Source organism: Microtetraspora malaysiensis (genome assembly GCF_001528665.1).
GTDB lineage: Bacteria > Actinomycetota > Actinomycetes > Streptosporangiales > Streptosporangiaceae > Microtetraspora_A > Microtetraspora_A malaysiensis.
In genome coordinates, this window is sequence record NZ_BBYJ01000034.1 from 17,077 (window position 1) to 43,520 (window position 26,444).

24 protein-coding genes are annotated in these 26,444 nt (G+C 71.0%); 16 read left to right on the forward strand and 8 right to left on the reverse strand.

All coding sequences use genetic code 11. The annotated features are described in order from the left end of the window. The first annotated feature begins 135 nt into the window (after nucleotides 1-135). The 4 genes from AWQ71_RS34520 (at nucleotide 136) to AWQ71_RS34535 (ending at nucleotide 3,123) form a co-directional block, all read left to right on the forward strand. Nucleotides 136-1,098 carry a TerC/Alx family metal homeostasis membrane protein gene (locus AWQ71_RS34520; protein ID WP_067141762.1) on the forward strand — a complete coding sequence of 321 codons (963 nt, stop codon included), beginning with the start codon at nucleotides 136-138 and terminating at the stop codon, nucleotides 1,096-1,098. A gap of 137 nt (nucleotides 1,099-1,235) precedes the next feature. Continuing rightward, nucleotides 1,236-1,880 (forward strand): phosphatidylserine decarboxylase, encoded by a 645-nt coding sequence (locus AWQ71_RS34525; protein WP_067141765.1) that lies wholly within the window; start codon nucleotides 1,236-1,238, stop codon nucleotides 1,878-1,880. Then, nucleotides 1,867-2,724, forward strand: coding sequence for a CDP-diacylglycerol--serine O-phosphatidyltransferase (gene pssA / locus AWQ71_RS34530; protein WP_067141768.1), 858 nt, complete (start codon nucleotides 1,867-1,869; stop codon nucleotides 2,722-2,724). Before AWQ71_RS34525 ends, pssA begins: the two co-directional genes overlap by 14 nt. Nucleotides 2,725-2,829: 105 nt before the next feature. Then, nucleotides 2,830-3,123: a hypothetical protein gene (locus tag AWQ71_RS34535; RefSeq protein WP_067141770.1), complete on the forward strand. Its 294-nt coding sequence runs from the start codon at nucleotides 2,830-2,832 to the stop codon at nucleotides 3,121-3,123. A 22-nt stretch (nucleotides 3,124-3,145) separates the two neighbouring features. On the opposite strand, the gene AWQ71_RS34540 is transcribed toward AWQ71_RS34535, so the two are convergent. Then, complete coding sequence (locus tag AWQ71_RS34540; protein ID WP_067141774.1) at nucleotides 3,146-3,796, reverse strand: MBL fold metallo-hydrolase; 651 nt, start codon at nucleotides 3,794-3,796, stop codon at nucleotides 3,146-3,148. A 223-nt stretch (nucleotides 3,797-4,019) separates the two neighbouring features. On the opposite strand from AWQ71_RS34540, the gene uvrA reads away from it, so the two are divergent. The 11 genes from uvrA (at nucleotide 4,020) to AWQ71_RS34595 (ending at nucleotide 16,414) form a co-directional block, all read left to right on the forward strand. Continuing rightward, on the forward strand, nucleotides 4,020-6,860 hold the full coding sequence (gene uvrA / locus AWQ71_RS34545) for an excinuclease ABC subunit UvrA (protein ID WP_067141777.1): 2,841 nt from the start codon (nucleotides 4,020-4,022) through the stop codon (nucleotides 6,858-6,860). A 163-nt stretch (nucleotides 6,861-7,023) separates the two neighbouring features. Next, on the forward strand, nucleotides 7,024-7,446 hold the full coding sequence (locus tag AWQ71_RS34550; protein ID WP_084259624.1) for a Rieske (2Fe-2S) protein: 423 nt from the start codon (nucleotides 7,024-7,026) through the stop codon (nucleotides 7,444-7,446). A 72-nt stretch (nucleotides 7,447-7,518) separates the two neighbouring features. Further along, nucleotides 7,519-9,525, forward strand: coding sequence for an excinuclease ABC subunit UvrC (gene uvrC, locus AWQ71_RS34555; protein WP_067141780.1), 2,007 nt, complete (start codon nucleotides 7,519-7,521; stop codon nucleotides 9,523-9,525). Continuing rightward, the gene (rapZ, locus tag AWQ71_RS34560; protein ID WP_067141783.1) at nucleotides 9,525-10,397 is read left to right on the forward strand and encodes an RNase adapter RapZ; all 873 of its coding nucleotides are present in this window, start codon (nucleotides 9,525-9,527) and stop codon (nucleotides 10,395-10,397) included. The genes uvrC and rapZ overlap by 1 nt, the downstream gene beginning before the upstream one ends. Further along, nucleotides 10,394-11,362: a gluconeogenesis factor YvcK family protein gene (locus AWQ71_RS34565; RefSeq protein ID WP_439650383.1), complete on the forward strand. Its 969-nt coding sequence runs from the start codon at nucleotides 10,394-10,396 to the stop codon at nucleotides 11,360-11,362. The genes rapZ and AWQ71_RS34565 overlap by 4 nt, the downstream gene beginning before the upstream one ends. Before the next feature lie 63 nt (nucleotides 11,363-11,425). Then, nucleotides 11,426-12,406 (forward strand): DNA-binding protein WhiA, encoded by a 981-nt coding sequence (gene whiA, locus AWQ71_RS34570; protein ID WP_067141786.1) that lies wholly within the window; start codon nucleotides 11,426-11,428, stop codon nucleotides 12,404-12,406. Between the two features lie 220 nt (nucleotides 12,407-12,626). Continuing rightward, nucleotides 12,627-13,631, forward strand: coding sequence for a type I glyceraldehyde-3-phosphate dehydrogenase (gene gap / locus AWQ71_RS34575; RefSeq protein ID WP_067141789.1), 1,005 nt, complete (start codon nucleotides 12,627-12,629; stop codon nucleotides 13,629-13,631). Further along, nucleotides 13,631-14,821 carry a phosphoglycerate kinase gene (locus AWQ71_RS34580; protein ID WP_067141792.1) on the forward strand — a complete coding sequence of 397 codons (1,191 nt, stop codon included), beginning with the start codon at nucleotides 13,631-13,633 and terminating at the stop codon, nucleotides 14,819-14,821. Before gap ends, AWQ71_RS34580 begins: the two co-directional genes overlap by 1 nt. Beyond that, complete coding sequence (gene tpiA / locus AWQ71_RS34585; RefSeq protein WP_084259625.1) at nucleotides 14,818-15,600, forward strand: triose-phosphate isomerase; 783 nt, start codon at nucleotides 14,818-14,820, stop codon at nucleotides 15,598-15,600. Before AWQ71_RS34580 ends, tpiA begins: the two co-directional genes overlap by 4 nt. 109 nt (nucleotides 15,601-15,709) lie before the next feature. Beyond that, the gene (secG, locus tag AWQ71_RS34590; RefSeq protein ID WP_061255550.1) at nucleotides 15,710-15,940 is read left to right on the forward strand and encodes a preprotein translocase subunit SecG; all 231 of its coding nucleotides are present in this window, start codon (nucleotides 15,710-15,712) and stop codon (nucleotides 15,938-15,940) included. Nucleotides 15,941-16,066: 126 nt separating this feature from the next. Further along, complete coding sequence (locus AWQ71_RS34595) at nucleotides 16,067-16,414, forward strand: RNA polymerase-binding protein RbpA (RefSeq protein WP_084259626.1); 348 nt, start codon at nucleotides 16,067-16,069, stop codon at nucleotides 16,412-16,414. Between the two features lie 82 nt (nucleotides 16,415-16,496). Here AWQ71_RS34595 and AWQ71_RS34600 read toward each other — a convergent pair whose 3' ends face one another. Further along, on the reverse strand, nucleotides 16,497-18,113 hold the full coding sequence (locus tag AWQ71_RS34600; protein ID WP_067141798.1) for an amidohydrolase: 1,617 nt from the start codon (nucleotides 18,111-18,113) through the stop codon (nucleotides 16,497-16,499). Between the two features lie 107 nt (nucleotides 18,114-18,220). Beyond that, complete coding sequence (locus AWQ71_RS34605; protein ID WP_067141802.1) at nucleotides 18,221-19,618, reverse strand: NAD(P)/FAD-dependent oxidoreductase; 1,398 nt, start codon at nucleotides 19,616-19,618, stop codon at nucleotides 18,221-18,223. 191 nt (nucleotides 19,619-19,809) lie between these two features. On the opposite strand from AWQ71_RS34605, the gene AWQ71_RS34610 reads away from it, so the two are divergent. Further along, nucleotides 19,810-20,841 (forward strand): GNAT family N-acetyltransferase, encoded by a 1,032-nt coding sequence (locus AWQ71_RS34610; RefSeq protein ID WP_067141805.1) that lies wholly within the window; start codon nucleotides 19,810-19,812, stop codon nucleotides 20,839-20,841. A 43-nt stretch (nucleotides 20,842-20,884) separates the two neighbouring features. Here AWQ71_RS34610 and AWQ71_RS34615 read toward each other — a convergent pair whose 3' ends face one another. From AWQ71_RS34615 to AWQ71_RS34635, 5 genes are all read right to left on the reverse strand, one after another. Next, the gene (locus tag AWQ71_RS34615; protein ID WP_067141807.1) at nucleotides 20,885-21,244 is read right to left on the reverse strand and encodes a hypothetical protein; all 360 of its coding nucleotides are present in this window, start codon (nucleotides 21,242-21,244) and stop codon (nucleotides 20,885-20,887) included. 61 nt (nucleotides 21,245-21,305) lie between these two features. Further along, nucleotides 21,306-22,082 carry a 6-phosphogluconolactonase gene (gene pgl / locus AWQ71_RS34620; protein WP_067141810.1) on the reverse strand — a complete coding sequence of 259 codons (777 nt, stop codon included), beginning with the start codon at nucleotides 22,080-22,082 and terminating at the stop codon, nucleotides 21,306-21,308. Between the two features lie 41 nt (nucleotides 22,083-22,123). Further along, nucleotides 22,124-23,038 carry a glucose-6-phosphate dehydrogenase assembly protein OpcA gene (locus AWQ71_RS34625; RefSeq protein ID WP_067141813.1) on the reverse strand — a complete coding sequence of 305 codons (915 nt, stop codon included), beginning with the start codon at nucleotides 23,036-23,038 and terminating at the stop codon, nucleotides 22,124-22,126. A 16-nt stretch (nucleotides 23,039-23,054) separates the two neighbouring features. Next, nucleotides 23,055-24,638: a glucose-6-phosphate dehydrogenase gene (zwf, locus tag AWQ71_RS34630; RefSeq protein ID WP_084259635.1), complete on the reverse strand. Its 1,584-nt coding sequence runs from the start codon at nucleotides 24,636-24,638 to the stop codon at nucleotides 23,055-23,057. 180 nt (nucleotides 24,639-24,818) lie between these two features. Then, nucleotides 24,819-26,444 (reverse strand): phosphoglucose isomerase-related protein, encoded by a 1,626-nt coding sequence (locus AWQ71_RS34635; RefSeq protein WP_067141818.1) that lies wholly within the window; start codon nucleotides 26,442-26,444, stop codon nucleotides 24,819-24,821.

The window sequence follows — 26,444 nt, forward strand, 5'->3', positions numbered from 1 at the left end:
GCGCGTTGGGGGGAGTATCCCTTCGCGGCGGTTTCGTCATCACGGTGTCAGCACACCCGGAGCCGTCGGTCCGGCTTGCCTGCGGGCGGGAGAGACTCCGGCAGTGTGTTTCGCGCGCGCCGGAGGTTAAAGATCTTGAACGTTTCCGTGTGGATCTGGGTCGCAGTGGTGGTCGGGCTGCTCCTCGTCCTGGCCTTCGACCTGTGGATCGTCGATCGCGGTGAACCCCGCGAGTTCTCCATGCGGCAGGCTACGTTCTGGGTCGCGTTCTACGTGGCGTTGGCGGTGCTCTTCGGCATCGGCCTTCTCGTGTTGCGGAGTCCCGAGGCGTCGGGAGAGTTCTTCGCCGGGTACATCACCGAGTACAGCCTGAGTGTCGACAACCTGTTCGTCTTCTTCATCATCATGTCGCGGTTCTCGGTGCCGCGGTTCTACCAGCACAAGGTCCTGCTGGTCGGCGTCCTGCTCGCCCTGGTGATGCGGGGGGCGTTCATCGCGCTCGGCGCGGCGGCCCTCGCGCAGTTCAGCTGGCTCTTCTACATCTTCGGCCTCTTCCTGATCTACACGGCGTACACGCTGGTCCGGGATCACAACAAGGAGGACGACGAGTTCACCGAGAACTTCCTGCTGCGCACCGCCCGCCGGGTCTTCCGCACCACGCCTGACTACGTCGGCTCGCGCGTGACGGTGAAGGTGGACGGCAAGCGGCTGGTCACCCCGATGCTCATCGTGATGATCGCCATCGGCACCACCGACCTGCTGTTCGCGCTCGACTCCATCCCGGCGATCTTCGGCCTCACCCAGGACCCGTTCATCGTCTTCACCGCGAACGCGTTCGCCCTGATGGGACTGCGTCAGCTGTACTTCCTGCTGGGTGGTCTGCTGCAGCGCCTGGTGTACCTCAGCTACGGTCTCGCGTTCGTGCTCGGGTTCATCGGGGTTAAACTCGTTCTCGAGGCGTTGCATGAGAGTCATGTCTCATGGGCGCCGCAGATCCCGATTTGGGTGTCTCTGGCGGTTATCGGCGTCACGATGACCGTGACGACGGTCGTCAGCCTGATCAAGGCTCGTCGGGATGAGGTAGTCACTCCCCGCTGAGGGCCCACAGGGCTAGCGCAACGGGAACTGACACTGTTTGCTTGTCTCGTTGTGCCGTACAAATGACCACGGGATCGGTAATATCGATCGTTAAGGCGCATATCGGTCCCCTGTCGCAAAGAGTACAAAGGTTCCCTGTGTCCAACGATTCCGAAAATCCCCGAGGCCGGGTCCGGCTCGCACGCGGGGTGTCGCCGTGGCTGGCACCTACCGTCGCCGCGGCGGTCGTCAGCACGGCCCTCGTCCGCAAGTCCCCCCGGTGGGCCCTGGCCGCGGTGCCGCTCACGGCGCTCACCGGCGCGATGCTCTGGTTCTTCCGTGACCCCGAGCGTGTCCCCGGCGAGGGGCGGATCGTCTCGCCGGCCGACGGGGTGGTGCAGAGCATCGACCCGTGGCCCGACGGCCGCACCCGGGTGGCGATCTTCATGAGCCCCCTGAACGTGCACGTCAACCGCGCGCCTGCGGCCGGCACGATCACCTCGGTCGAGCACGTGCCCGGCGGGTTCGTCCCGGCCTTCAACAAGGACAGCGACAAGAACGAGCGCGTCGTGTGGCACTTCGACACCGCGCTCGGCGACATCGAGATGGTGCAGATCGCGGGCGCGGTCGCGCGCCGGATCGTGCCGTACCTGTCCGCGGGCACGAAGGTGGCGCAGACCGAGCGGGTCGGCCTGATCCGGTTCGGTTCGCGGGTGGACGTCTACCTGCCCGAGGGCATCGAACCGGCGGTGAGCGTCGGCCAGAAGACGGTAGCGGGGGTGACTCGGATTGACCACGCCTGAGCTGCGCGCTGAGAGCTGGCCCGTTGGCGAGCTGGAGGAGGAGGAGCCTCGCGGCCCCGTGGGCAAGGCGTTCCGCCTGTCCGCCGCGGACTCCCTCTCGCTCGGCAACGCGCTCAGCGGATTCCTCGCCGTCTGCGTCCTGGCGTGGTCGGCCATCTCCGACCTTCTGCAACGGTCCGGCGCCAAGTTCGAGCCCGACCCGCGGTTCTTCGGCACCGCCGTGGTCCTCCTGCTCATCGGCGCGACCTGCGACCTGTTCGACGGCCTGGTCGCCCGCAAGTTCCGCGCGTCCGCGATGGGCGCGGAGCTGGACAACCTCGCGGACGTGATCAGCTTCGGCTTCGCGCCCGCTTTCATGGTCGTGATCTGGGGCGGCTTCTCCGGCCGGCTCCCGTTGTGGCTTGTGCTGTGCGCGGCCGCGTCCGTCCTGCTCGCCGGCGTCGTACGGCTGGCCCGCTTCGCCTGCGTCAAGACCAAGAGCGGCGACTTCATGGGTCTTCCCATCCCCATGGGCGCCATGACGGTCGTGTCGCTCGTGCTGCTCTTCCAGCCCAACTACGTGACGATCGCCGGCATCTTCGCGGTCGCCTGGCTCATGGTCAGCCGCATCGAGTACCCCAAGCCCAAGGGCAACGTCGCGGCGATCGTCCTCGCCTGGATGATGATCAACGTCGCCTGCCTGAGCATCTGGGCGTCCGGCCTGGCCGGGGGCGACCAGCTCATCACCGTGGGCGCGGTCATGCAGATCGCCATCGTGGCCGCCATCCCGCTGCGTGTGCTGATCTTCAAGTGGGAGCGCCGCCGGGCGCGCCGCTCCGAGCACGAGCACGAGCACGTCGGCTGACCGCGTGACGCGGAACGCGCATGGTGAGGGGCCCGGATGTGAATCCGGGCCCCTCCGCTTTCGTGTCCGGCTTCCGGCCCAAGCGATCACCTTGTTTAATGAGGCATGACCGCTACCCCGCCTCGTGAGCACACCCGGACGTACTTCCTCGGCAAGCTGGCCGAGGTGTTGGAGATCAGGGGACTCGACGTCGCGCTCCGGTCAAATCCTCCCTCGCTGAAGGCCACCGATCCGGGCGCGACGATGCTCAGCGAGACCGTCGACTGCGTGGCCACCCCGGACGGCTGGTTCTACCGGTGGTCCTGGGGCGAGATCGTGGAGAGCGCGGACGACCCGGAGGCCGCGGCCGACCGCATCCTGAAGGTGTTCGCCCTCCGCTCGGCGGGCGGGCCCGCCTGAGGCGGCCGGCGGATCCCCGCCGTCACCAGCCGCGGGCGCGCCACTCCGGCAGCGACGGGCGCTCGGCGCCGAGGGTCGTGTCCCTGCCGTGGCCCGGATAGACCCAGGTCCCGTCCGGCAGCCGATCGAAGAGCCGCTCGACGACGTCGGCGTAGAGCCGGTCGAACCGCTTGGGGTCCTTCTGCGTGTTGCCGACCCCGCCGGGGAACAGCGAGTCGCCGGTGAACAGGTGGCCGCCCGCGCCTTCGTACAGCAGCGCGATCGACCCCGGCGTGTGCCCGCGCAGGTGGATGACCTCGAGCGGGATCCGGCCGACGGTGATCCGGTCGCCGTGCTCGACCGTACGGGCCACGGCGACCGGCAGCTCCGGCGCGTCGAGAGGATGGGCCATCACCCGCGCCCCGGTCGCCGCCGCCACCTCCTTCAGGGCCATCCAGTGATCCCCGTGCCGGTGGGTCGTCACGATGGTGCCGATCGGGCGGTCTCCGATCAGGTCGAGCAGGCGGCGCGGCTCGGCGGCGGCGTCGATGAGGAGGCCTTCGCCGGTCTCCGTGCAGCGCAGCAGATAGGCGTTGTTGCCGAAGTCGCCGACCTCGATCTTGGAGATGGTCAGGCCGGGCAGCTCGCGCACATCCGCGGGGCCGCCCTTGGTCACGTCACCGGTGTAGCTCATGCCACTCCTTCATCCTCGGTCCGGGCGTAGGTCATCATCGCGGACTCGGGGGCGTACGGTCGCAGGAGCCCATACCCTGGACAGACAGGGGACACGACCATCGGAGCGTCCGCGGAGGCCCGGCGGCGAACCGGGGGCTGCTCCGGCCCCCACGAAATTGTCGGTGCCTCCAGATAGCCTCCCCGTGCACCTCTGTTGACTCCAACGACCTATCGGGACCGCTGTGGCTGACCGCCTGATCGTGCGTGGCGCACGTGAGCACAATTTGAAGGATGTCTCGCTCGACCTCCCGCGAGACGCTCTGATCGTCTTCACCGGGCTTTCTGGCTCGGGCAAGTCCAGCCTGGCCTTCGACACCATCTTCGCCGAGGGCCAGCGGCGCTATGTCGAGTCGCTGTCCTCCTACGCCCGGCAGTTCCTCGGGCAGATGGACAAGCCCGACGTCGACTTCATCGAGGGGCTGTCCCCGGCCGTCTCCATCGACCAGAAGTCGACGAGCCGCAACCCTCGCTCCACCGTGGGCACCATCACCGAGGTCTACGACTACCTCCGTCTGCTCTGGGCTCGCATCGGCAAGCCGCACTGCCCCACCTGCGCCCGGCCGATCGCCAAGCAGATGCCGCAGCAGATCGTGGACCGGGTGATGGAGCTGGAGGAGGGCACCCGGTTCCAGGTGCTCGCCCCCGTCGTGCGCGGCCGCAAGGGCGAGTACGCCGAGCTGTTCCGCGAGCTGCAGACCAAGGGCTTCGCCCGGGCCCGGGTGGACGGCACCATCGTCCGCCTGGAGGAGCCGCCCACGCTCAAGAAGTACGAGAAGCACGACATCGAGGTCATCGTCGACCGCCTCTCGGTCAAGGAGAGCGCGCGCCGCCGGATGAACGACTCGATCGAGACGGCGCTCCAGCTCTCCGGTGGCACGATCACGCTCGACTTCGTCGATCTGCCCGAGGACGACCCGGGCCGCGAGCGCTTCTACTCCGAGCACCTGTACTGCCCCTACGACGACCTGTCGTTCGAGGAGCTGGAGCCGCGCTCGTTCTCGTTCAACTCGCCCTTCGGCGCGTGCCCCGAGTGCACCGGGCTCGGCACCCGGATGGAGGTCGATCCGGATCTTGTCGTGCCCGACCCGGAGCGGGCCCTCGGCGACGGCGCGATCAGCCCGTGGTCCGGCGGCCACACCAGCGACTACTTCGTCCGGCTGCTCGAAGCGCTCGGGTCCGCGATCGGGTTCGACCTCGACACACCCTGGGAGCGGCTGCCGAAGAAGGCGCAGAAGGCGATCCTGAACGGCCACGCCGAGCAGGTGCGCATCCGCTACAGCAACCGGTACGGCCGGCAGCGTGACTACTACACCACCTTCGAGGGCGTCATCCCGTGGGTGCAGCGCAGACACGCCGAGTCCGAGAGCGACGCGATGCGCGAGCGGTTCGAGGGCTTCATGCGGGAGATCCCCTGCCCCACCTGCAAGGGGTTCCGGCTCAAGCCGGTCTCCCTGGCCGTGACGGTGGAGGACGCCTCGATCGCGAAGGTGTCGGCCATGTCGATCGCGGACTGCGCCGCCTTCCTGTCCTCCCTGAAGCTGTCCGACCGCGACGCGCACATCGCCGAGCGGGTGGTCAAGGAGATCAACGCGCGGCTCGGCTTCCTCCTCGACGTCGGCCTCGACTACCTCACCCTCGACCGGGCCGCGGGCACGCTCGCCGGCGGCGAGGCGCAGCGCATCCGCCTGGCCACCCAGATCGGCTCCGGCCTGGTCGGCGTGCTGTACGTGCTGGACGAGCCGTCGATCGGCCTGCACCAGCGGGACAACCACCGGCTGCTCGAGACCCTCATCCGGCTCCGTGACATGGGGAACACGCTCATCGTCGTCGAGCACGACGAGGACACCATCGCGGCGGCCGACTGGGTCGTCGACATCGGCCCCGGCGCGGGTGAGCACGGCGGCCAGGTGGTCGTGTCCGGCACGGTCGAGGAGCTGCTCGCCAGCGAGCAGTCGCTCACCGGCGCCTACCTGTCCGGCCGCCGGGCGATCGAGGTCCCGGACAAGCGGCGCAAGCGCGACCGCAAGCGGCAGCTCGTCGTCAAGGGCGCCCGCGAGCACAACCTCAAGGGCGTCGACGTGGAGTTCCCGCTCGCCGTCTTCACCGCCGTCACCGGAGTCTCGGGCTCCGGCAAGTCCACGCTGGTCAACGACATCCTGTACGCCGCGCTGGCCAAGGAGCTGAACGGCGCGCGCACGGTCCCCGGACGCCACTCGCGGGTGACCGGCACCGACTTGGTGGACAAGGTCGTGCACGTGGACCAGTCCCCGATCGGACGCACGCCGCGTTCCAACCCCGCCACCTACACCGGCGTCTTCGACCACGTGCGCAAGCTGTTCGCGGCGACCACCGAGGCGAAGATCCGCGGCTACCTGCCGGGCCGGTTCAGCTTCAACGTCAAGGGCGGCCGGTGCGAGGCCTGCGCGGGCGACGGCACCATCAAGATCGAGATGAACTTCCTGCCGGACGTCTACGTCCCGTGCGAGGTCTGCCACGGCGCGCGCTACAACCGGGAGACCCTGGAGGTCCACTACAAGGGCAAGACGATCTCCGAGGTCCTGGACATGCCGATCGAGGAGGCGCTGGGGTTCTTCGAGGCCATCCCGGCGATCCGGCGGCACCTGCAGACGCTCCACGACGTCGGCCTCGGCTACGTACGGCTCGGCCAGCCGGCGACCACGCTCTCCGGAGGCGAGGCCCAGCGCGTGAAGCTCGCCTCCGAACTGCAGCGCCGCTCCACCGGCCGGACCATCTACGTCCTGGACGAGCCGACCACCGGTCTGCACTTCGAGGACATCCGGCGGCTGCTCGGCGTGCTCAACCGGCTCGTGGACAACGGCAACACGGTCATCGTCATCGAGCACAACCTGGACGTGATCAAGACCGCGGACTGGATCATCGACATGGGCCCGGAGGGCGGCTCGCGGGGCGGCACGGTCGTCGCCACCGGCACCCCGGAGGAGGTCGCCGACGTCGAGGGGAGCCACACCGGCATCTTCCTGCGCAAGATCCTCGGCGTCTGACCGCGACCCGTGCGCCGGGGCGTCGAACGGCCCCGGCGTCGTCGTGGAGAGCACCGTTACCGCCCCGGCAGGTGTCGTCTCGCCCCCGGCCGGGGCGGATGCGGGGGCAGCGGCTTCCGTCCATAGGCTGGAGCCACACCCCGATCCCGAGAAGGAAATCACCATGACCAGCACCTCCCCCTCCATGCCCACGCGCCGTCAGGTGCTCGGGACCGCGGGCGTCGCCGCGTGCGGCGTCGCGCTCGCCGGATGCGGCGTGGGCGTGCCGCCGGAGCCGGTGGTGCCGCCCGGCATCAAGGGGAAGGTCATCGCCAAGGTGGCCGACGTCCCGGTCGGCGGCGGCACCCTGATCAGCGACTGGAAGATCTTGATCACCCAGCCGGCGGAGGGCGTGTTCAAGGCGTTCACCGCCGTCTGCCCGCACAAGGGCTGCGCTGTCGGCCGGTTCGCGGACAAGGCCGTGGAGTGCCCCTGCCACGGGAGCGCGTTCGCGCTCGACACCGGCGCCTGCCTGCGCGGCCCGGCCGAGGCGCCGCTCAAGGAGTTCCCGCTCCGGGTGGACGGCGACGGCATCGTGATCCTCTGACGGGCGGTCCCCGGCCCGTCCGCCGCTCGATCGCGATCTGCTTTGTCGGTCGCTGACAGTAGGCTTGCATTTGTGGCGGATCCGGCAACCTATCGACCAGCGCCTGGAGCGATTCCCGACTCCCCGGGCGTCTACCGCTTCCGCGACCCCGGCGGCCGGGTGATCTACGTCGGCAAGGCCAAGAGCCTGCGCCAGCGGCTCAATTCGTACTTCGCGGATTTCGCCGGCCTGCACCCGCGGACCCAGACGATGCTCACCACGGCGGCCGGCGTCGACTGGACGGTGGTCGGCACCGAGGTCGAGGCGCTCCAGCTCGAATACTCCTGGATCAAGGAGTTCGACCCCCGGTTCAACGTGAAATACCGGGACGACAAGTCCTATCCGTACCTCGCGGTGACGATGGGGGAGGAGTTCCCCCGCGTGCAGGTGCTGCGCGGCGCCAAGCGCAAGGGGACGCGCTACTTCGGGCCCTACTCCCACGCCTGGGCGATCAGGGAGACGGTCGACCTGCTCCTGCGCGTGTTCCCGGTGCGCACCTGCTCGGCCGGGGTGTTCAGGCGGGCCGGCCAGATCGGGCGGCCGTGCCTGCTCGGATACATCGACAAGTGCTCCGCCCCCTGCGTCGGGCGGGTCACCCCGGAGGAGCACCGCGCCCTCGCCGAGGACTTCTGCGACTTCATGTCGGGCAACACCGGCCGGTTCATCAAGCGGCTCGAGAAGGCCATGCGCGAGGCCGCCGCGGTGGAGGAGTACGAGCGGGCCGCCCGGCTGCGCGACGACATCCAGGCGTTGCAGCGGGCCCTGGAGAAGCAGACCGTCGTGCTCGGCGACGACACCGACTGCGACGTGATCGCCCTGGCCGAGGACCCGCTTGAGGCGGCCGTCCAGGTCTTCTACGTGCGCGGCGGCCGCATCCGGGGCCAGCGCGGCTGGGTGGTCGACAAGGTCGAGGACGCCACCCCGGGCGACCTGGTGGAGCACTTCCTGCTCCAGATGTACGGCGAGGCCGCGATCCCCCGGGAGATCCTGGTCGCCGCGCTGCCGCCGGACGTGGAGGCCCTGGCCGAGCTGCTGTCCGAGCAGCGGGGCGCCCGGGTCGATCTGCGCGTGCCGCAGCGCGGCGACAAGAAGAGCCTGATGGAGACCGTCGAGCGCAACGCCAAGGAGTCCCTGGCCCAGCACAAGCTCCGGCGCGCGAGCGACCTCACCACCCGCAGCCGGGCGCTGCAGGAGATCGCCGAGGCGCTCGGCCTGGACCAGGCGCCGCTGCGGATCGAGTGCTACGACGTCTCGCACATTCAGGGCACCGACGTGGTCGCCTCCATGGTGGTGTTCGAGGACGGCCTGGTCCGCAAGAGCGAGTACCGCCGGTTCTCCATCAAGCAGGCCGAGGGCGACGTCGCCTCCATCCATGAGGTCATCTCGCGCAGGTTCAAGCGCTATCTGGAGGAGCGGTCGGCGACCGGCGAGCTGGGCGCCGAGCCCGCCCCCGAGTCGGCGACCGGCGACGGGCGGGAGAGCGAGGGCGCCGACGGGCCGGAGAGCGAGGGCGCCGACCCCCGCACCGGCCTGCCGATCGACCCCGACACGGGGCGGCCGCGCAAGTTCGCGTACCCGCCGAACCTGGTCGTGGTCGACGGCGGTCCCGCGCAGGCGGCGGCCGCCCAGCGCGCGCTGGACGAGCTCGGCGTGGATGATGTCGCGGTCTGCGGCCTCGCCAAGCGGCTGGAGGAGGTGTGGTTGCCGGGCGACGACCTGCCGGTGATCCTCCCGAGGTCGAGCGAGGGCCTTTACCTCCTGCAGCGCGTCCGGGACGAGGCGCATCGGTTCGCCATCGCCTACCATCGTTCGAAGCGGTCCAGAGCCGTGAAGGAGAGCGCGCTTGACGAGGTCCCCGGCCTCGGTCCCGCCCGCAGACAGGCGCTTCTCCGGCACTTCGGGTCGCTGAAGCGGCTGCGCGAGGCGGGCGTGGCCGAGATCCGAGAGGTCCCCGGCATCGGTCCCGCGACGGCCGAAGCCATCGTGGCCGCGCTGAGCGGCGCGCGGGACGCCGACCGAGAGAAAGCGGTGAACGACTGATGTGCGCTGCGAGAGAGCCGGCGTTCGTGATCGTCACGGGCATGTCGGGGGCGGGCCGCAGCACCGCCGCCAAGGCCCTTGAGGATCTGGGCTGGTTCGTCATCGACAACCTGCCGCCAGGGCTGCTGTTCTCCCTGGCCGAGGAGGCGGGCCGGGTCAAGCTGGCCGCGGACAAGGTGGCGGCCGTCGTCGACGTCCGCAGCCTCGCCTTCACCTCCGACCTCAACGCGGCGATCGGCGAGCTGGACGGCCGCGGGGTCGGGTTCCGCGTGGTCTTCCTGGAGGCCAGCGACGAGGAGCTGGTGCGCCGGTTCGAGAACGTGCGGCGTCCCCACCCGCTGCAGGGCGACGGCCGGCTGGTGGACGGCATCGCCCGCGAGCGCGGCATCCTGCGCGAGGTCCGGGCCAACGCCGACCTCATAATCGACACCTCCTCGCTCAACGTCCACGAGCTGCGCAACAAGATCGTCTCCTTCTTCGGTGGCGAGGACCGGCCGGGCCTCAAGGTCAACGTGGTCTCCTTCGGCTTCAAGTACGGCCTGCCGGTGGACGCCGACCTCGTGGTGGACTGCCGCTTCCTGCCCAACCCGCACTGGGTCCCCGAGCTGCGCCCGATGAGCGGCCTGGACGCCTCCGTCCGCGAGTACGTCCTCGGCCAGATCGGGGCCAAGGAGTTCCTCGACGCGTACGAGGAGGTCTTCGGGGTGGTGGCCGCCGGCTACGCGCGCGAGGGCAAGAGCTACGCGACGCTCGCCGTCGGCTGCACCGGCGGCAAGCACCGCAGCGTGGCCATGGCCGAGCAACTCGGCGCGCGGCTGCGCGACCGGGGCATCGAGGTGCAGGTCAGCCACCGCGATGTGGGGCGCGAGTGACGGTTCAGGACGAGGGGAGCGAGGACGGCGGCTCCTCCGGCCCGAAAGTGGTCGCCCTCGGCGGAGGACACGGCCTGTACGCGTCCCTGTCGGCGCTGAGGACGGTGACGGGGAACCTCACGGCCATTGTCACCGTGGCCGACGACGGGGGCTCCAGCGGCCGTCTCAGGCGTGAGCTGGGCGTCATCCCGCCGGGTGACCTGCGCATGGCCCTCGCCGCGCTGTGCGGCGACGGTGAGTGGGGCCAGACGTGGAGCCGGGTCGTCCAGCACCGCTTCCGCAGCGAGGGGGAGCTGCACGGGCACGCGGTCGGCAACCTGCTGATCGTCGCGCTGTGGGAGCTGCTCGACGACCCGGTCCAGGGGCTCGACTGGGTGGGACGGCTGCTCGGCGCCCATGGCCGGGTGCTGCCCATGGCGTCGGTCCCGCTGGACATCCAGGCCGAGGTCGAGCTGGACGGCGAGGTCACGACCGTGCGCGGCCAGGTGGCGTGCGCGCTGACGCCCGGCCGGGTCCGGGCGATCTCGCTGCTCCCGCCGGACCCGCCGGCCTGCCCCCAGGCGGTGGAGGCCATCCACGAGGCCGACTGGGTGGTGTTCGGGCCGGGGTCCTGGTTCACCAGCGTCCTGCCGCACCTCAAGGTCCCCGAGCTGGCCCAGGCGCTGCACGCCACGACCGCGCGGCGGCTGGTGATCCTCAACCTGGCCCCCCAGCCGGGTGAGACGGACGGTTTCTCCCCGGAGAAGCATCTGGAGGTGCTCAGGGAGCACGCCCCATCGCTGACCGTGGACGCGGTGCTCGCCGACAACGGTCTGGTCGGCGACCCCCGCGAGCTGGAGAAGGCGGTGGTGTCGCTGGGAGCGCGTCTGGTATTGGCCGATGTGGGTGCTTGTGACGGATCTCCCCGGCACGACGGACCACGTCTTGCCAACGTCCTGGACGAGATTTTCCGTGAGAAGCGGTGAGACCGGCCCTCCTAGGTGCGAGAGACTGGCTGTCAAAGTCTGTTTGGGGGAGGACACGCGCAGATGGCCATGACGGGTGTGGTGAAGGACGAGCTGAGCCGCCTTTCGGTGCTGAAGCCCTGCTGCCGTAAGGCCGAGGTCTCGACGCTGTTGCGGTTCGCGAGCGGTCTTCACCTGGTGGGCGGGCGGATCGTGATCGAGGCGGAGCTCGACACCAACGTCACCGCCCGCCGCCTGATCAGGGACATCGGCGAGGTGTTCGGCCACAAGGCCGAGGTGCTGGTGCTGGCCCCGGCGGGGCTGCGCAAGGGCTCGCGCTACGTCGTCCGGGTCTACCGCGACGGCGAGGCGCTGGCCCGGCAGACCGGCCTGATCGACAACCACGGTCGTCCGGTCCGCGGGCTGCCCCGCCAGGTGGTCTCGGGCGCGACGTGCGACGCGGAGGCGGCCTGGCGCGGCGCCTTCCTGGCGCACGGCTCGCTGACCGAGCCCGGACGGTCGATGTCGCTGGAGGTGACCTGCCCGGGACCCGAGGCGGCGCTGGCGCTGGTCGGCTCCGCGCGGCGGCTGAAGATCCACGCCAAGGCGCGCGAGGTGCGCGGCGTGGACCGGGTCGTGGTCCGCGACGGCGACGCGATCAGCGCCCTGCTCACCCGGCTCGGCGCGCACGACAGCGTGCTGGCCTGGGAGGAACGGCGGATGCGCCGCGAGGTCCGGGCCACGGCGAACCGGCTGGCCAACTTCGACGACGCCAACCTCCGCCGGTCGGCCAGGGCCGCCGTCGCGGCGGGCGCCCGGGTCCAGCGGGCGCTGGAGATCCTCGGTGACGACGCGCCCGAGCACCTGGTGATCGCCGGGCGGCTCCGGGTCGAGCACAAGCAGGCGTCGCTGGAGGAACTCGGCCAGATCGCCGACCCGCCGCTGACCAAGGACGCCATCGCGGGGCGGATCAGGCGGCTGCTCGCGATGGCCGACAAACGCGCCCAGGATCTGGGTGTCGCCAACACCGAGGCCAACCTCACGGCCGAGATGCTTGCCCCCTGACCTCGGCCTTTTCCTCTCGCTTCCATGGCGGCCGGTTTGCGTGTGCAAACCGGCCGCTTTGCCGCGCGCACGCCTTGCTGACGCCCGCTTTGCCGGTTCCGATCAGCGGTGGGGCCGCGTTGGTCTAAACCAATTTGAGTCGGATAAGGTCTGTGACTGAGGTTTCAAGCCAGCCCTGTCGCCGGGCAGCCGGCGCACGACGTACGAGGAGACCGATTCCGTGAGCATCCGCGTAGGCGTCAACGGCTTCGGCCGTATCGGCCGCAATTTCTGGCGCGCTGTGGCAGCCAGCGGTAAGGACATCGAGATCGTCGCGGTCAACGACCTGACCGACAATGCCACTCTTGCCCACCTGCTGAAGTACGACAGCATCCTTGGCCGCCTGCCGTACGAGGTGAAGGCCTCGGCGGACGAGATCACCGTGGACGGCAAGGCCATCAAGGCGTTCGCCGAGCGTGACCCCGCCAAGCTGCCGTGGGGCGACCTGGGCGTCGATGTTGTCGTCGAGTCGACCGGACTGTTCACCGACGCCACCAAGGCCAAGGTGCACGCCGACAACGGCGCCAAGAAGGTCATCATCTCCGCTCCGGCGAAGAACGAGGACGTGACGATCGTCATGGGTGTCAACCACGACATCTATGACCCGGCCGCGCACACGATCATCTCCAACGCGTCGTGCACGACCAACTGCCTGGCCCCCATGGCCAAGGTCATCAACGACACCTTCGGTATCGAGAAGGGTCTGATGACCACGATCCACGCGTACACGCAGGACCAGAACCTGCAGGACGGCCCGCACAAGGACCTGCGCCGGGCCCGCGCCGCCGCGCTGAACATCGTCCCGACCTCCACCGGCGCCGCCAAGGCGATCGGCCTGGTCCTGCCCGAGCTCAAGGGCAAGCTCGACGGCTTCGCGCTGCGCGTGCCGATCCCCACCGGCTCGGCCACCGACCTGACCGTCGAGGTCCGCCGCGATACCTCGGTCGAGGAGGTCAACGCCGCGCTGAAGGCCGCCGCCGAGGGCCCGCTCAAGGGCGTCCTCAGCTACACCGAGGACGAGATCGTCTCCGCCGACATCGTCACCGACCCGGCCTCCTGCATCTTCGACGCCGGCCTCACCAAGGTGATCGGCAACCAGATCAAGGTCGTCGGCTGGTACGACAACGAGTGGGGTTACTCCAACCGCCTCGTCGACCTCATCGAGTACGTGGGCGCCTCGCTCTGATGCGGACCATCGACTCGCTCGACGTGAAGGGCCGGCGCGTGCTCGTGCGCGCCGACCTCAACGTCCCTCTCGACGGGGAGACGATCACCGACGACGGGCGGATCCGGGCCTCGGTGCCGACGATCAGGAAGCTGCTCGACAGCGGCGCCAAGGTGATCGTCTGCGCCCACCTCGGCCGCCCCAAGGGATCGCCCACCCCGAAGTACTCCCTCGCGCCGGTCGCGCGCCGGCTGTCGGAGCTGCTCGGCGAGCACGTCGCGTTCGCCACCGACGTGGTCGGCGAGTCCGCGCAGGCCACGGTGGCCGCGCTGCAGGACGGCCAGGTGGCGCTCCTGGAGAACCTGCGCTTCGAGCCGGGTGAGGAGTCCAAGGACGACGAGGTCCTCGGCGCGTTCGCCGACCGGCTGGCCGCCCTGGCCGAGCTGTACGTCGGCGACGGCTTCGGCGCCGTGCACCGCAAGCACGCCAGCGTCTACGACGTGCCCAAGCGGCTCCCGCACGCGGCCGGCGGCCTGATCGTGGCCGAGGTCGAGGTGCTCAAGCGGCTCACCGAGGACCCGGCCCGGCCGTACGTGGTGGTGCTCGGCGGCGCGAAGGTCTCCGACAAGCTGGGCGTCATCGCCAACCTGCTGTCCAAGGTCGACCGGCTTCTGATCGGCGGCGGTATGGCCTACACCTTCCTCGCGGCGCAGGGCCACGAGGTCGGCGGCTCGCTGCTGCAGGAGGACCAGCTCGACCAGGTGCGCGGCTTCCTGTCGGAGGCGAAGGATCGCGGCGTCGATCTGGTGCTCCCGGTGGACGTGCTGGCGGCGACGGAGTTCGCGCCGGACGCGCCGCACGAGGCGGTGGACGCGACCGAGATCCCGGCCGACCGGCAGGGGCTCGACATCGGCCCGCGTACCCGCGAGCTGTTCGCCGCCAAGCTGGCCGACGCGCGGACCGTCTTCTGGAACGGCCCGATGGGCGTGTTCGAGTTCGACGCGTTCGCGGGCGGGACCCGGGCCGTGGCCGAGGCGCTGATCGCCTCCGGCGCGTTCACCGTGGTCGGCGGCGGCGACTCCGCGGCGGCCGTGCGCCGCCTGGGGCTGCCGGAGGACGGCTTCTCGCACATTTCCACCGGTGGCGGGGCGAGCCTCGAATACCTCGAGGGCAAGACCCTGCCCGGACTCGCAGCTCTGGAGGACTCGTGAGCCGCAAGCCGCTCATCGCCGGCAACTGGAAGATGAACCTCAACCACCTCGAGGCCATCAACCTGGTGCAGAAGCTGGCGTTCTCGCTCACCGCCAAGGACTTCGACGCCGTCGACGTCGCGGTCCTCCCGCCGTTCACCGACCTGCGCAGCGTGCAGACCCTGGTGGACGGGGACAAGCTCCAGATCACGTACGGCGGGCAGGACCTGTCCCGGCACGACGCGGGGGCCTACACCGGGGAGATCTCCGGCGCCATGCTGGCCAAGCTCGGCTGCACCTACGTGCTGGTCGGCCACTCGGAGCGGCGGCAGTACCACGCCGAGGACGACGCCGTGTGCAACGCCAAGGTGAAGGCGGCCTACCGGCACGGGATCACGCCGATCCTCTGCGTCGGTGAGGGCCTGCCGGTCCGCAAGGCCGGCGAGCAGGTGCCGCACACCCTGGCCCAGCTCGACGGCGCTCTCGACGGGATCTCCGCCGAGCAGGCGAAGTCCCTGGTCGTGGCGTACGAGCCGGTCTGGGCGATCGGGACCGGCGAGGTCGCCACCCCGGAGGACGCGCAGGAGGTCTGCGGGGCGATCCGGACACGACTCGCCGAGCTCTACGACGGCGAGGTGGCCGCGGCCGTCCGTATCCTTTACGGAGGATCGGTCAAGTCCGACAACATCGCCGGGATCATGGCGCAGCCCGACGTGGACGGTGCCCTCGTCGGAGGGGCCAGCCTCGACCCGGGCGGGTTCGTGAAGATTTCCCGTTTTGGCGAGATGTCGGCGGGCTGAGCCGTTCGGGGGGTGCGACTTGACAACAAGCCGTACCCTCATAAGGCAAGATTGAATCGTCACACCGCTGGTGTCGCGCACCCGCGCGAGTCATAGGAACAGGTCAACGGTGATTATCGGAATCTCCATCGCCCTCATTCTGTCGAGCGCCCTGATGGTGCTGCTCGTGCTGCTGCACAAGGGCAAGGGTGGTGGTCTCACGGACATGTTCGGCGGCGGGTTCTCGTCGTCGTTCGGCGGGTCGGCGGTGGTCGAGCGTAACCTCGACCGCCTCACGATCATCACAGGCGTGGTGTGGTTCGTCTGCATCATCGCGCTGGGCCTGCTGCTCAAGCCGTAACGGCCGTAACGCCAAAATCGGTCAGGCTGTAAAAAATAGGGCAGAAACGGCTCATCTGCGGCGACACGTGACATAGATTCATCTTTCCCCCGTGTCCCGCGGGGCGTGAGAGCGAGGAGTTCATTCGTGGGTAGTGGCAACGCGATCCGTGGCAGCCGAGTCGGTGCGGGCCCCATGGGGGAGGCCGAACGCGGCGAGGCGGCCCCCCGAGTGCGGGTCTCGTTCTGGTGCGCGAACATGCACGAGACGCGTCCCAGCTTCGCCAGCGACGCGGCCGTCCCTGAGCACTGGGACTGCCCCCGGTGCGGACTGCCGGCCGGTCAGGACGAGGCGAACCCGCCCGCTCCGCCGCGAAACGAGCCGTACAAGACGCATCTCGCGTACGTGAAGGAGCGGCGCAGCGACAAGGACGGCGCGCAGATCCTGGCCGAGGCCCTGGAGCGGCTGCGGTCCTCGTCGCGTCCGATCTACTAGACCGGACAGATCTCCAGGCCCGTCTCACGGCATCGCGAGGCCCCCGTTCCCCAGTGGAACGGGGGCCTCGTCGTGTCCAGGGTCAGGCGGAGCCGTTGTCCGCGACGCACTCGCCGTCAACGAAGGTCATCCGCACGCCGGTCGTCCAGATGTCCTTGGGGTCGAGGACGAAGGGGTCGCGGTCGAGCACCGCCAGGTCGGCGGGGCGGCCCTCCTCGATCACCCCGGCGGGCGAGCGGTTCAGCCAGGCCGACCCGGCGGTGTACGCCGTCAGCACGGTGCGCAGGTCGATGCTCTGGCCGGGTAGGAACGGGGTCTGCGCGGTCGGGTAGGACGCGTGGACCGAACTGCCGGGTTCGGTCCGGTTGACCGCCACGTGGACCGCCTGCAGCGGGTCGGCGGACGAGACCGGCCAGTCCGATCCGGCCGCCAGCCGGGTGCCGTGCCGTACGAGATCGGCGAAGGGGTACTGCCAGGTCGAGCGCTCCTCGCCCAGGTAGGGGAGGCACAGCTCGTCCATCTGGGCGTGGTGCGTGGCCCACAGCGCCTGCAGGTTCGCGGTGACGCCGAGGGCGGCGAAGCGCGGCACGTCCTGCGGCGTGACGATCTGCAGGTGGGCGATGTGGTGGCGGTTCTGCGGGGACGTGCCGGTGAGCGCGTCCAGCGCCTCCCGCACGGCGCGCTCGCCGATGGCGTGGAAGTGCACCTGGAACCCGTGGGAGTCGAGCTCCTTGACGTACCCCTTGAGGAGCTCCGGGTCCACGTACGACAGCCCGGTGCCGCCGCAGCGGCAGTAGGGCTCGATGACGGCGGCGGTGAAGTTCTCCGCGATGCCGTCCTGCATGATCTTGATCGAGGTGGCGCGGAAGCGGTCCAGGCCCTCGGCGCGGGCGCGCCGCTCCAGCAGCTCGGGGATCTGCTCGGCCCCACGGGAGCGGTCCCACCACAGGGCACCCACCACGCGAGCCTTGAGACGGCCGCTGGAGGCCGCGGAGAGGTACGCGGGGAGCTGGTCGTCCGAGCCCGCGTAGGAGCCCACGATGGCGTCCTGCCATCCCGTGATGCCGAGCGAGAACAGGTACTGCTGCGCCTCAAGCAGGGCCGCCTCGATGTCGGCGGCGGTCGGGCGCGGCGTGAGCAGGCCGACGAGGTCCATCGCCCCCTCGTGCAGCACGCCGCTCGGGGTGCCGTCGGGGTCGCGCTCGATCCGTCCGTCGGCCGGGTCGGGCGTGTCCTTGGTGATCCCGGCCAGTTCGAGGGCGCGCGTGTTGACCCACGCCGCGTGGTGGTCGCGCTGGATCAGGTACGCGGGCCGGTCGAGGAAGTCGAGCTGGGTGCGGTGGGGGAGCCCGCCGGGGAAGGCCGCCATGTCCCAGCCGCCGCCGCTGATCCACGTCTTCTCGGGGTGCGCGGCGGCGAACGACGCGACATGCGCCAGATAGTCGTCGAGGCCGTAGATCTCGGCCAGGTCGCAGGCGGCCCGCTCCAGTCCCGCCTGCACGGGATGGATGTGGGCGTCGACGAAGCCAGGCGTCAGCAGCCCGCCGCGCAGGTCCACCGGCTCGGCGCCGGGCGAGAGCCGTACCAGGTCGGACTCGGCGCCGACGGCGGCGATGACGCCGTCGCGCACGAGCAGCGCCTCGGCGAATCCGCCCGGGGTGAGGACCCGGCCGCCGCGAAACAGGATGGAGGAGCTCACGATCGCCCTCTTTCTTGATGTGCTCGTGGTCGTTCCACGTCACCCGCGCCGACGTGGTGGCGAAACGGTATCCGCGCGCCCGGAGTGCCCGGGCCGCGCGGGAGAGGTCAGTGACCGGTGATCATGTCGGCGACGCGGGCCAGCACGGAGGTCTTGCGCATGCCCTTGGCCTCGCGGGCGTCGGCGACGCGGTACAGGCGGTACATCGAGTGGACCCCGAGCCAGCGCAGCGGCTCCGGCTCCCACGCGCGGACGCGGCGGTCCACCCAGGGCAGGCCGGTCAGCGGAGTCTCCCGCCCGAGCACCAGGTCGCGCAGCGTCCGCCCGGCCAGGTTGGTCGTGGTCACGCCGTGCCCGGTGTATCCGCCCGCCCAGCCGAGCCCCGTCGCGCGGTCCAGGCCCACGGTCGCGCACCAGTCGCGCGGCACGCCGAGGACGCCCGACCAGGCGTGCGCCACCCGCGAGGACGCCGCGGCGGGGAAGAACGACGTCAGCAGGCCCCACAGAGCGTCCACGGTCCAGTCGTGGGTGTGCCCGCGGTCGTCCACGCGCGAGCCGTAGAGGTAGGGGCGGCCGCGCCCGCCGAACGCGATGCGGTCGTCCGCGGTGCGCTGCGCGTACATGTAGTAGTGCGCCATGTCCCCGAGCAGTTCGCGGCCCTCCCAACCGATCGTCTCCCATACCTCGGGCGGCAGCGGCTCGGTGACGATCAGCGAGCTGTTCATCGGGAGCCAGTCGCGGTGGTGGCCCGGGACCGTGGCGGTGAACCCCTCCGTGCAGCGCAGCACGTGCGCCGCCCGCACGGCGCCGTACGGCGTGACCGCGCGGCCCGGCTCGATCGCCGTCACCGGCGTGCCCTCGAAGAGGTCCACGCCCAGGGCGCGTACGGCGTCCGCGAGCCCCCGGGCGAGCTTGGCGGGCTGGATCCTGGCGCAGTGCGGGCTCCAGGTGGCGGCGACCGCCCCGGACACGCGCAGCCGCTCGTCCCTCTCGGCGGGGGAGAGCGGGCGGACGTCCTCCTCGGTCCAGCCCCACGCGCGCTGCCCGGCGATCTCGGCGCGCAGCCGGGCCTCCTGGGCCGGGCCCCGCGCGACGTTGAACAGTCCTCCCTTGACGATGTCCGCGTCGATGCCCTCGGCGGCGCAGACCGCGATGACCTCGTCGACCGCGGCGAACATCTCCCGCTGCAACCGCTGGGTGGCCTCCCGCCCGTGGGTCTTGGCGTACCGTTCCGGCGAGCCCGCGAGCGCCCCCGTCAGCCAGCCGCCGTTGCGTCCGGACGCGCCGAACCCGGCGAACTCCTTCTCCAGGACCGCCACCCGCAGCGAGGGGTCGGCCTTCTTCAGGTAGTAGGCGGTCCACAGGCCGGTGTAGCCGCCGCCGACGATCGCGACGTCCGCCTCCCGGTCGCCGTCGAGCCGGTCGCCGGGGGCGGGGATACCCAGGGATCGGAACCAGAAGGACACATCGCCGTTGACGAAATCTGGGGACAGCGGAGCGCTCATGAGGCATATCCTGCTATATCCGTACCAGTTGGAGAACCTCGCTGCGGAAGTCGTTGCGAAACGTCGGCTGGCATGCCGATAACGTCGCCAGTGGCAGGATTTTCCAGGGCGAAACGGTCGGCACACCTTCGTGTAGCAATCGCGTAACAGATCTACGACAGGATTGCCTCATCACGGAGGGAGCGGTATCGATGGGGTTCTTGCGGATCAGGACGACGGTGGACGAGCGACCCGGGCGGCTGGCCTCCCTGGCGGCGGCGCTGGCCGACAAGGGCGGGAACATCCTCGGCCTGTCCGTCCAGCCGGACACGGACGGCACGGTGGACGAGTTCGTCGCCGAGATCCCCGCCTCCGCCGAGACCGTGCGCGCCGCCCTGGAGTCCGCCGGCGGGCGCCGCGTCCAGGTCGTCACCGCGACCGCCCACGACCTCACCGACGAGCCCACCCGCGCGCTGCTGCTCGCCGCCCGCCTGCGCTCCACGCCCTGGCGGCTCCCGGAGATCCTGCGCGAGCTGATGCGGGCCGACGACGCCCGCTGGGTCTACGGCGCGGACCTCTCCGACCTGCCCGACCCGACCCTGCTCACGGTGCCCGTGGCGCCGAAGCGCGCGATCCGGCTGCGCCGGGCGGGGCTGCCGTTCACCCTCACGGAGGCGGCCCGTGCCGCCGCGTTCGCCCGGCTCGCGCAGCCGCCCGCCGAGGCGCAGAGGTCCGAGCGGCCGGTACGGCTCGGCGACGGGGCCGAGGTCGTGATCAGGCCGCTGACCCCGCTCTACCGCGAGGCGGTCCGGGACCTGCACGAGCGCTGCTCGCCCGAGTCCCGCAGGTTCCGCTATTTCACGGCCATGCCCACGCTGCCGCCCCGGATGTTCGACCGGCTCTGCGACCGCGGCCGCGGCCACTCCCTCGTGGCCGGGTACGACGGCCAGGTGGTCGCCATGGCCAACCTGCAGTTCAGCCCGGAGCCCGGAACCGCCGAAATGGCCCTGCTGGTGGAGGACAGCTGGCAGGGACGCGGTCTCGGCCGGATCCTCGCCCAGATGCTCCTGGAGGCGGCGCGCGACCTCGGCCTCGCGGAGGTCAGGGCCTCGTTCCTCTCCGACAACGCCCGGATGCGGGCGCTCCTGCTCTCCCTCGGCGCCACGCTCACCTACACCGAGGACCCCGGTGTGGTCGAGGCGCGGATGCCCGTGGGCGTGCTGGCGCCGGCGTCCCCGAGCTGAACCGGGGCACGCCGAGAACACCTGGACCGTGGCGCGGTGGTCCCTACCGTCGCCTGCGCTGGCCGAGGGCGTAGGCGACGTTGACCGCGACGATGCCGGTCCACACGATCACCAGCCCGGACAGGCCGGCGGAGTACGAGGCCGCGCCGGTGAGCGGGATGGCGATGCCGAGCGAGCCGAGGGCCAGGCCGAGGTGGCGTTTGCGCTCCTGCTGCTCCGCCCACGTGGAGTGGCGCGGGTCGGGAAGCCGGCTGTCGGCTTCCGCCTTGACCCGTTGCGCGATGGTGGCCTCGATGCGGTCGAGGAAGGCCTCCGTCAGCGCGGATTCGTACTCGGGACCGAGCTCGCGGCGGGCTTCGACGGTCGCGCGCAGCTCGTCGCGCGGCAGAGGGGTGTCCGGCATAGGTCTAATCTGCCAGATTTCTCGTGATCACGCGCCTACCGGCCGTCGCGCTCGCCCGGGGTCAGGGGGAGGCGATGCGGCCGAGGCCGGGCGGGATCTTGCCGGCCGCGGCGCGGTCGAGCAGGAACAGGGTCCGGCGGCTGCCGCGGGCCCCGGCGGCCGGAACCTGGATCGGCCCCGCCCCCGACAGCGCGAGGTGGACGGCCTGCGCCTTCTCCGCGCCCGCGGCGACGATCCACACCTCGCGCGCGGCCTTGATCGCCGGGAGGGTGAGCGAGAGGCGGGTGGGCGGCGGCTTCGGTGCCCCGTGCACCGCGACGACCGCGCGCTCCTCCTCGTAGAGGGCGGGCTGCCCGGGGAACAGCGACGCGACGTGGCTGTCCGGGCCCATGCCGAGCAGCAGCACGTCGAACGACGGAACCGGGCCGTGGTCCTCGGGACGGGAGGCCTTCTCCAGCTCGGCCGCGTAGACCTCGGCCGCCTCCTCCGCGATCAGCCCGGAGTCCGCCGCCGGCATGGCGTGGACCCGCGCCGGGTCCACGTCCACGTGGTCGAGCAGCGCCGTGCGCGCACCGGTCTCGTTGCGCTCGGGGTCACCCGCGGGCAGGAACCGCTCGTCGCCCCACCACACGTCGAGGGCACGCCAGTCGATGGCGTCGCGTGCCTTCGACCCGGCGAGCGCCGCGAGCGTCGCGATGCCGACGGTGCCGCCGGTCAGCACGAGATGGGCCGACCCGCGGGCCGCCTGGGTGTCGGCCAGGCGGGTGATCAGGCGGGCCGCCACGGCCTGGGCGAGCACCTCCGCGTCGCGGTGGACGATGACGTTGGGGACACTCACGGCTGTTCCTTCTCCATTGGGGCACTACGGGCGGTTCGGGCTCAGGAGGCCGGGGACTTCGCCAACCACTGGATCGCCGATCCGTAGACGTCGTCCGAGTCCAGCCGGCGCAGCTCCTCGGCGAGCAACTCGGCGGTCGGCCGGCGGGCCAGGGCGACGCGCCGGTTCGGCTGTCCCGGCCGGGACAGTGTCGCCAGCCGGGCGTCCGTCCTGGAGATCGCCAGCTCGCCGCCCTCGGCGAGGGTGAGCCGTGCCTCGGTGAGGCCCGGTCCCACGCTCTCGGCCACCTCCACCGAGGCGTTGAGCCGTTCGGAGAGCCAGGCCGCGAGCAGCGGCACGCTGGGGTTGCCCGCCGCGCCGTACACCGCGCCGGACAGCACCCGCCCGGGAGGCCGGTCGAACGCGGACGCCAGGAGGCTGCGCCACGCCGTGAGCCGCGTCCAGGCGAGGTCGGTGTCGCCCGGGAGGTAGCCCTTGTGGCGGCCCGCGATGGCGGCCAGGGAGTCGGCCGCCGCCCGGGCGTCGGTGATCCGCCGGGTGGCGAGCCGGCCCACGGCGTCCTGCGACGGCGCCGGAGGCGCGTCGCCGGGCCACCACGCCACCACCGGCGTGTCGGTCAGCAGCAGCGGGCTGATCACCGAGTCGGCGTGCTCGGTGAGCCGGCCGTACAGGCGGAGCAGGACGACCTCGCCCGGGGACGACTCGCCCATCCGTACCTCGGCGTCGAGCCGGTCGGGCTCGTTCGGGTCACGCTTGATGACCGTCAGCACCCGGGAGGGGTGCTCGCGCGCGGCCTCGGTGGCCGCGCGCACGGCGTCGTACTGGCCGGCCTCGTCGCACACCACGACAAGGGTGAGCACCATGCCCACCGCCGGCGCGCCCATCTGGTGGCGCAACTGGGTCAGTGTCGACGAGATCTTCGAGGCCGTCGTGTCGGTCAGGTTGAAGGTGGTCACGGCGCCTTCCGTTCACTCACAGCCGTCGCCACACGCGCCCGTCACGCGTGATCATGGCGTCGGCGGACGGCGGGCCCCATGTGCCCGCGGGATAGCCCTCAGGACGGCCGGAGGCCGCCCAGTGCTCCTCGATCGGGTCGAGGATCTTCCACGACAGCTCGACCTCGGCCTGGTGCGGGAACAGGGGCGGATCCCCGATGAGGACGTCGAGCAGCAGCCGCTCGTACGCCTCCGGGGAGGACTCCATGAACGACTCGCCGTAGGCGAAGTCCATGCTGACGTCCCTGACCTCCATGGCGGTGCCCGGCACCTTCGAGCCGAAGCGCACGGTGATCCCCTCGTCCGGCTGGACGCGGATCACCAGGGCGTTCTGCCCGAGTATCTCGGTGTCGGTCGAGCTGAACGGCAGGTGCGGCGCCCGCTGGAACACCACCGCCACCTCGGTGACCCTGCGGCCGAGCCGCTTGCCGGTGCGCAGGTAGAAGGGGACGCCCGCCCAGCGGCGGTTGGCCACCTCCAGCCTGACGGCGGCGTAGGTCTCGGTGATGGAGTCCGGCGAGATGCCCTCCTCCTCCAGGTAGCCGGCCACCGACTCGCCGCCCTGCCAGCCCGCGGTGTACTGCCCGCGCGCGGTGCCGAGCGACAGGTCGGCCGGCAGCCGGACCGAGCGGAGCACCTTCTCCTTCTCGCGCCGCAGCGAGTCGGCGTCGAAGGACGTGGGGTCCTCCATCGCGACCAGGGCGAGCAGCTGAAGGAGGTGGTTCTGGATCACGTCGCGGGCGGCGCCGATGCCGTCGTAGTATCCGGCCCGGCCGCCGATGCCGATGTCCTCGGCCATCGTGATCTGGACGTGGTCCACGTAGCCGCGGTTCCAGATCGGCTCGTACAGCGTGTTCGCGAACCGCAGGGCCAGGATGTTCTGGACGGTCTCCTTGCCCAGGTAGTGGTCGATGCGGAAGACCGACTTCTCCGGGAACACCGCGCTGGTGATCGCGTTGAGCTCGCGGGCGGTCTTGAGGTCGCGGCCGAACGGCTTCTCGATGACCACCCGGCGCCAGGCGCCCTCGGGGGCGTTGGCCAGGTTGGTCCGCTTGAGCTGCTCCACGACCACCGGGAAGAACTTCGGCGGGACCGACAGGTAGAACGCGTAGTTCCCGCCGGTGCCGCGCGTCTCGTCGATCTCCTTGAGCATCATCGCGAGCACGTCGAAGGCGCCGTCGTCGCTGAACTCGCCGGGGCAGAAGTGGATGCCCTCGGCGATCTGCCGCCAGACCTCCTCGCGGAACGGCGTCCGCGCGTGCTCCTTCACCGACTCGTACGTCACCTGGGCGAAGTCCTCGTGCGCCCAGTCGCGGCGGGCGAAGCCGACCAGGGAGAACCCCGGCGGCAGCAGGCCGCGGTTGCCCAGGTCGTAGATCGCCGGGAGCAGCTTCTTCTTCGCGAGGTCGCCGGTCACACCAAACAGGACGAGCACGCAGGGGCCGGCCACCCGGGGCAGCCGCTTGTCGCGCGGGTCCCGCAGCGGGTTCGCCACGCCCTCCTCGTCGGCGGCCAGGCCGAGGGCGGCCGCCAGGTCACGCTCCTCCGATGTCTCCGACATCTCGGACACGTCGGGCACCCGCCCGCCGTCGTGTGTCTCCGCCGGGCCGGCCGGCCCGGCCGCCGCCGGGACGTCAGGCGTCCCGGCGGCGGCCTGCGCCGTCTCGGCTGGGCGGTTGTCCCGCTTACCCATCGGATCTCCTCGCCCTGCGGCTCGTGGCCAGTGGCGTGCTCATCGAGGTCAGAGCTCCTCCGCCACCGACAGCAGGTGCCTGACGCCGGCCACCCGGTCGGTGAGGTGCAGGCGCACCGCCGGACGGCCCCGCGAGGCCAGCGCCCCGAAGTCGCCCAGGGCCTGGGCGAGCTGGAGCCGGCCCAGGGTGTACGGCTTGCCGGGCACCTCGACGTCCTCGGTGACCGCGCCGGTGATCTGCAGGAAAACGCCCACCTCCGGACCGCCCTTGTGGAACTGGCCGGTCGAGTGGAGGAAGCGCGGTCCCCAGCCGAACGTGACCGCGTGGTCGGTCCGGTAGTCGAGCAGCGCCCGCAGCGTGGCCGGATCGGCCGCCGCCCACGCCTCGGTCAGCTCCTCGAACGAGGCGTCGCCGACCCGGGCCGCGTCGAACGCCGCCTCCCGGTCCAGGTACGCCATGACCGAGAGGTAGCCGTGCTTCGGGATCGCCCGCAGCAGCCACGTCAGCACGTCCGCCAGGTTCTTCGGGCCGCCGGGCACGTCGCCGTAGACCTCGACCGGGCCGTCGGTGAGGAGCGGCGTGCCGGTCGGCAGCGGCCCGTCGCCCGCCTCGCTCAGGATGCGGGTGGTGTTCTCCTTGGACTCGGCGACGTTCGGCTGGTTGAACGGGTCGATCCCGAGCAGCCGGCCGGCGATCGCCGTGGCGTACTCCCAGACGAGGAACTGCGCGCCCAGCGGGCCGTCCACCGAGGTGCCGCTGTCCCGGCCGATGTTCACCAGGAACTGGTCCCCGGCCTCGGCCGCCTCGGCGCCGACGACGGGCAGGATGCCCGTGCCCGACTTGCCGGTCGACTCCGCGATGAGCTGCTCGATCCAGTCGGGGAGCCCGTTGATGTCGGTCATGCTGTCGCGCAGGACCATCTTGTCGCGCCCCGCGAGCGCCTCCGCGCCGAGCAGCACGCCCAGGTCGAGGCCCGGGTTGCCGTCGTCGTGGGACAGCAGCGGCGCGACCGCCGCCGCGTCGTCGAGCAGCCGCGCGATGTCGGCGCCGGCGAGAGCGCTCGGCACCAGCCCGAACGCGCTGAGCGCGCTGTAGCGGCCCCCGACGTTCGGGTCGGCCAGCACGACCTGGTAGCCCGCCTCGATGGCCGACTGCTCCAGCGGAGAGCCGGGATCGGTCACCACGACGATGCGGTCGGCCGGGTCGATCCCGGCCTCGCGGAACGCCTTCTCGTAGATCCGCCGGTGGCTGTCGGTCTCGACGGTGCCGCCGCTCTTGCTGGCGACGACCAGCAGCGTGCGCTCCAGGCGGTCCGCCAGCGCCCGCCGGACCTGCCCGGGGTCGGTGGTGTCGAGCACGGTCAGCGGGACGTCCTCGGTGGCGCAGATCACCTCCGGGGCCAGCGACGAGCCGCCCATCCCGGCCAGTACGACGTGGTCGAGGCCCTCCGCGCGCGCCTTCTCGACGAGCTTGGTGATCTCGGGCAACAGCTCCCTGCTGGTGAGGGGGAGCTTCAGCCAGCCGAGGCGGACGGCCGCCTCGGTCCTGGCCTCGGACCCCCACAGGCCGGGGTCGCCGGCGGCCAGCGCCGCCGGCACCCCCTCCGCCACCAGCTTCTCCCGGAGGGCGCGTACGCTCTCCGGCTCCGGGCCGAGAGTTACCTCGATGGTCAT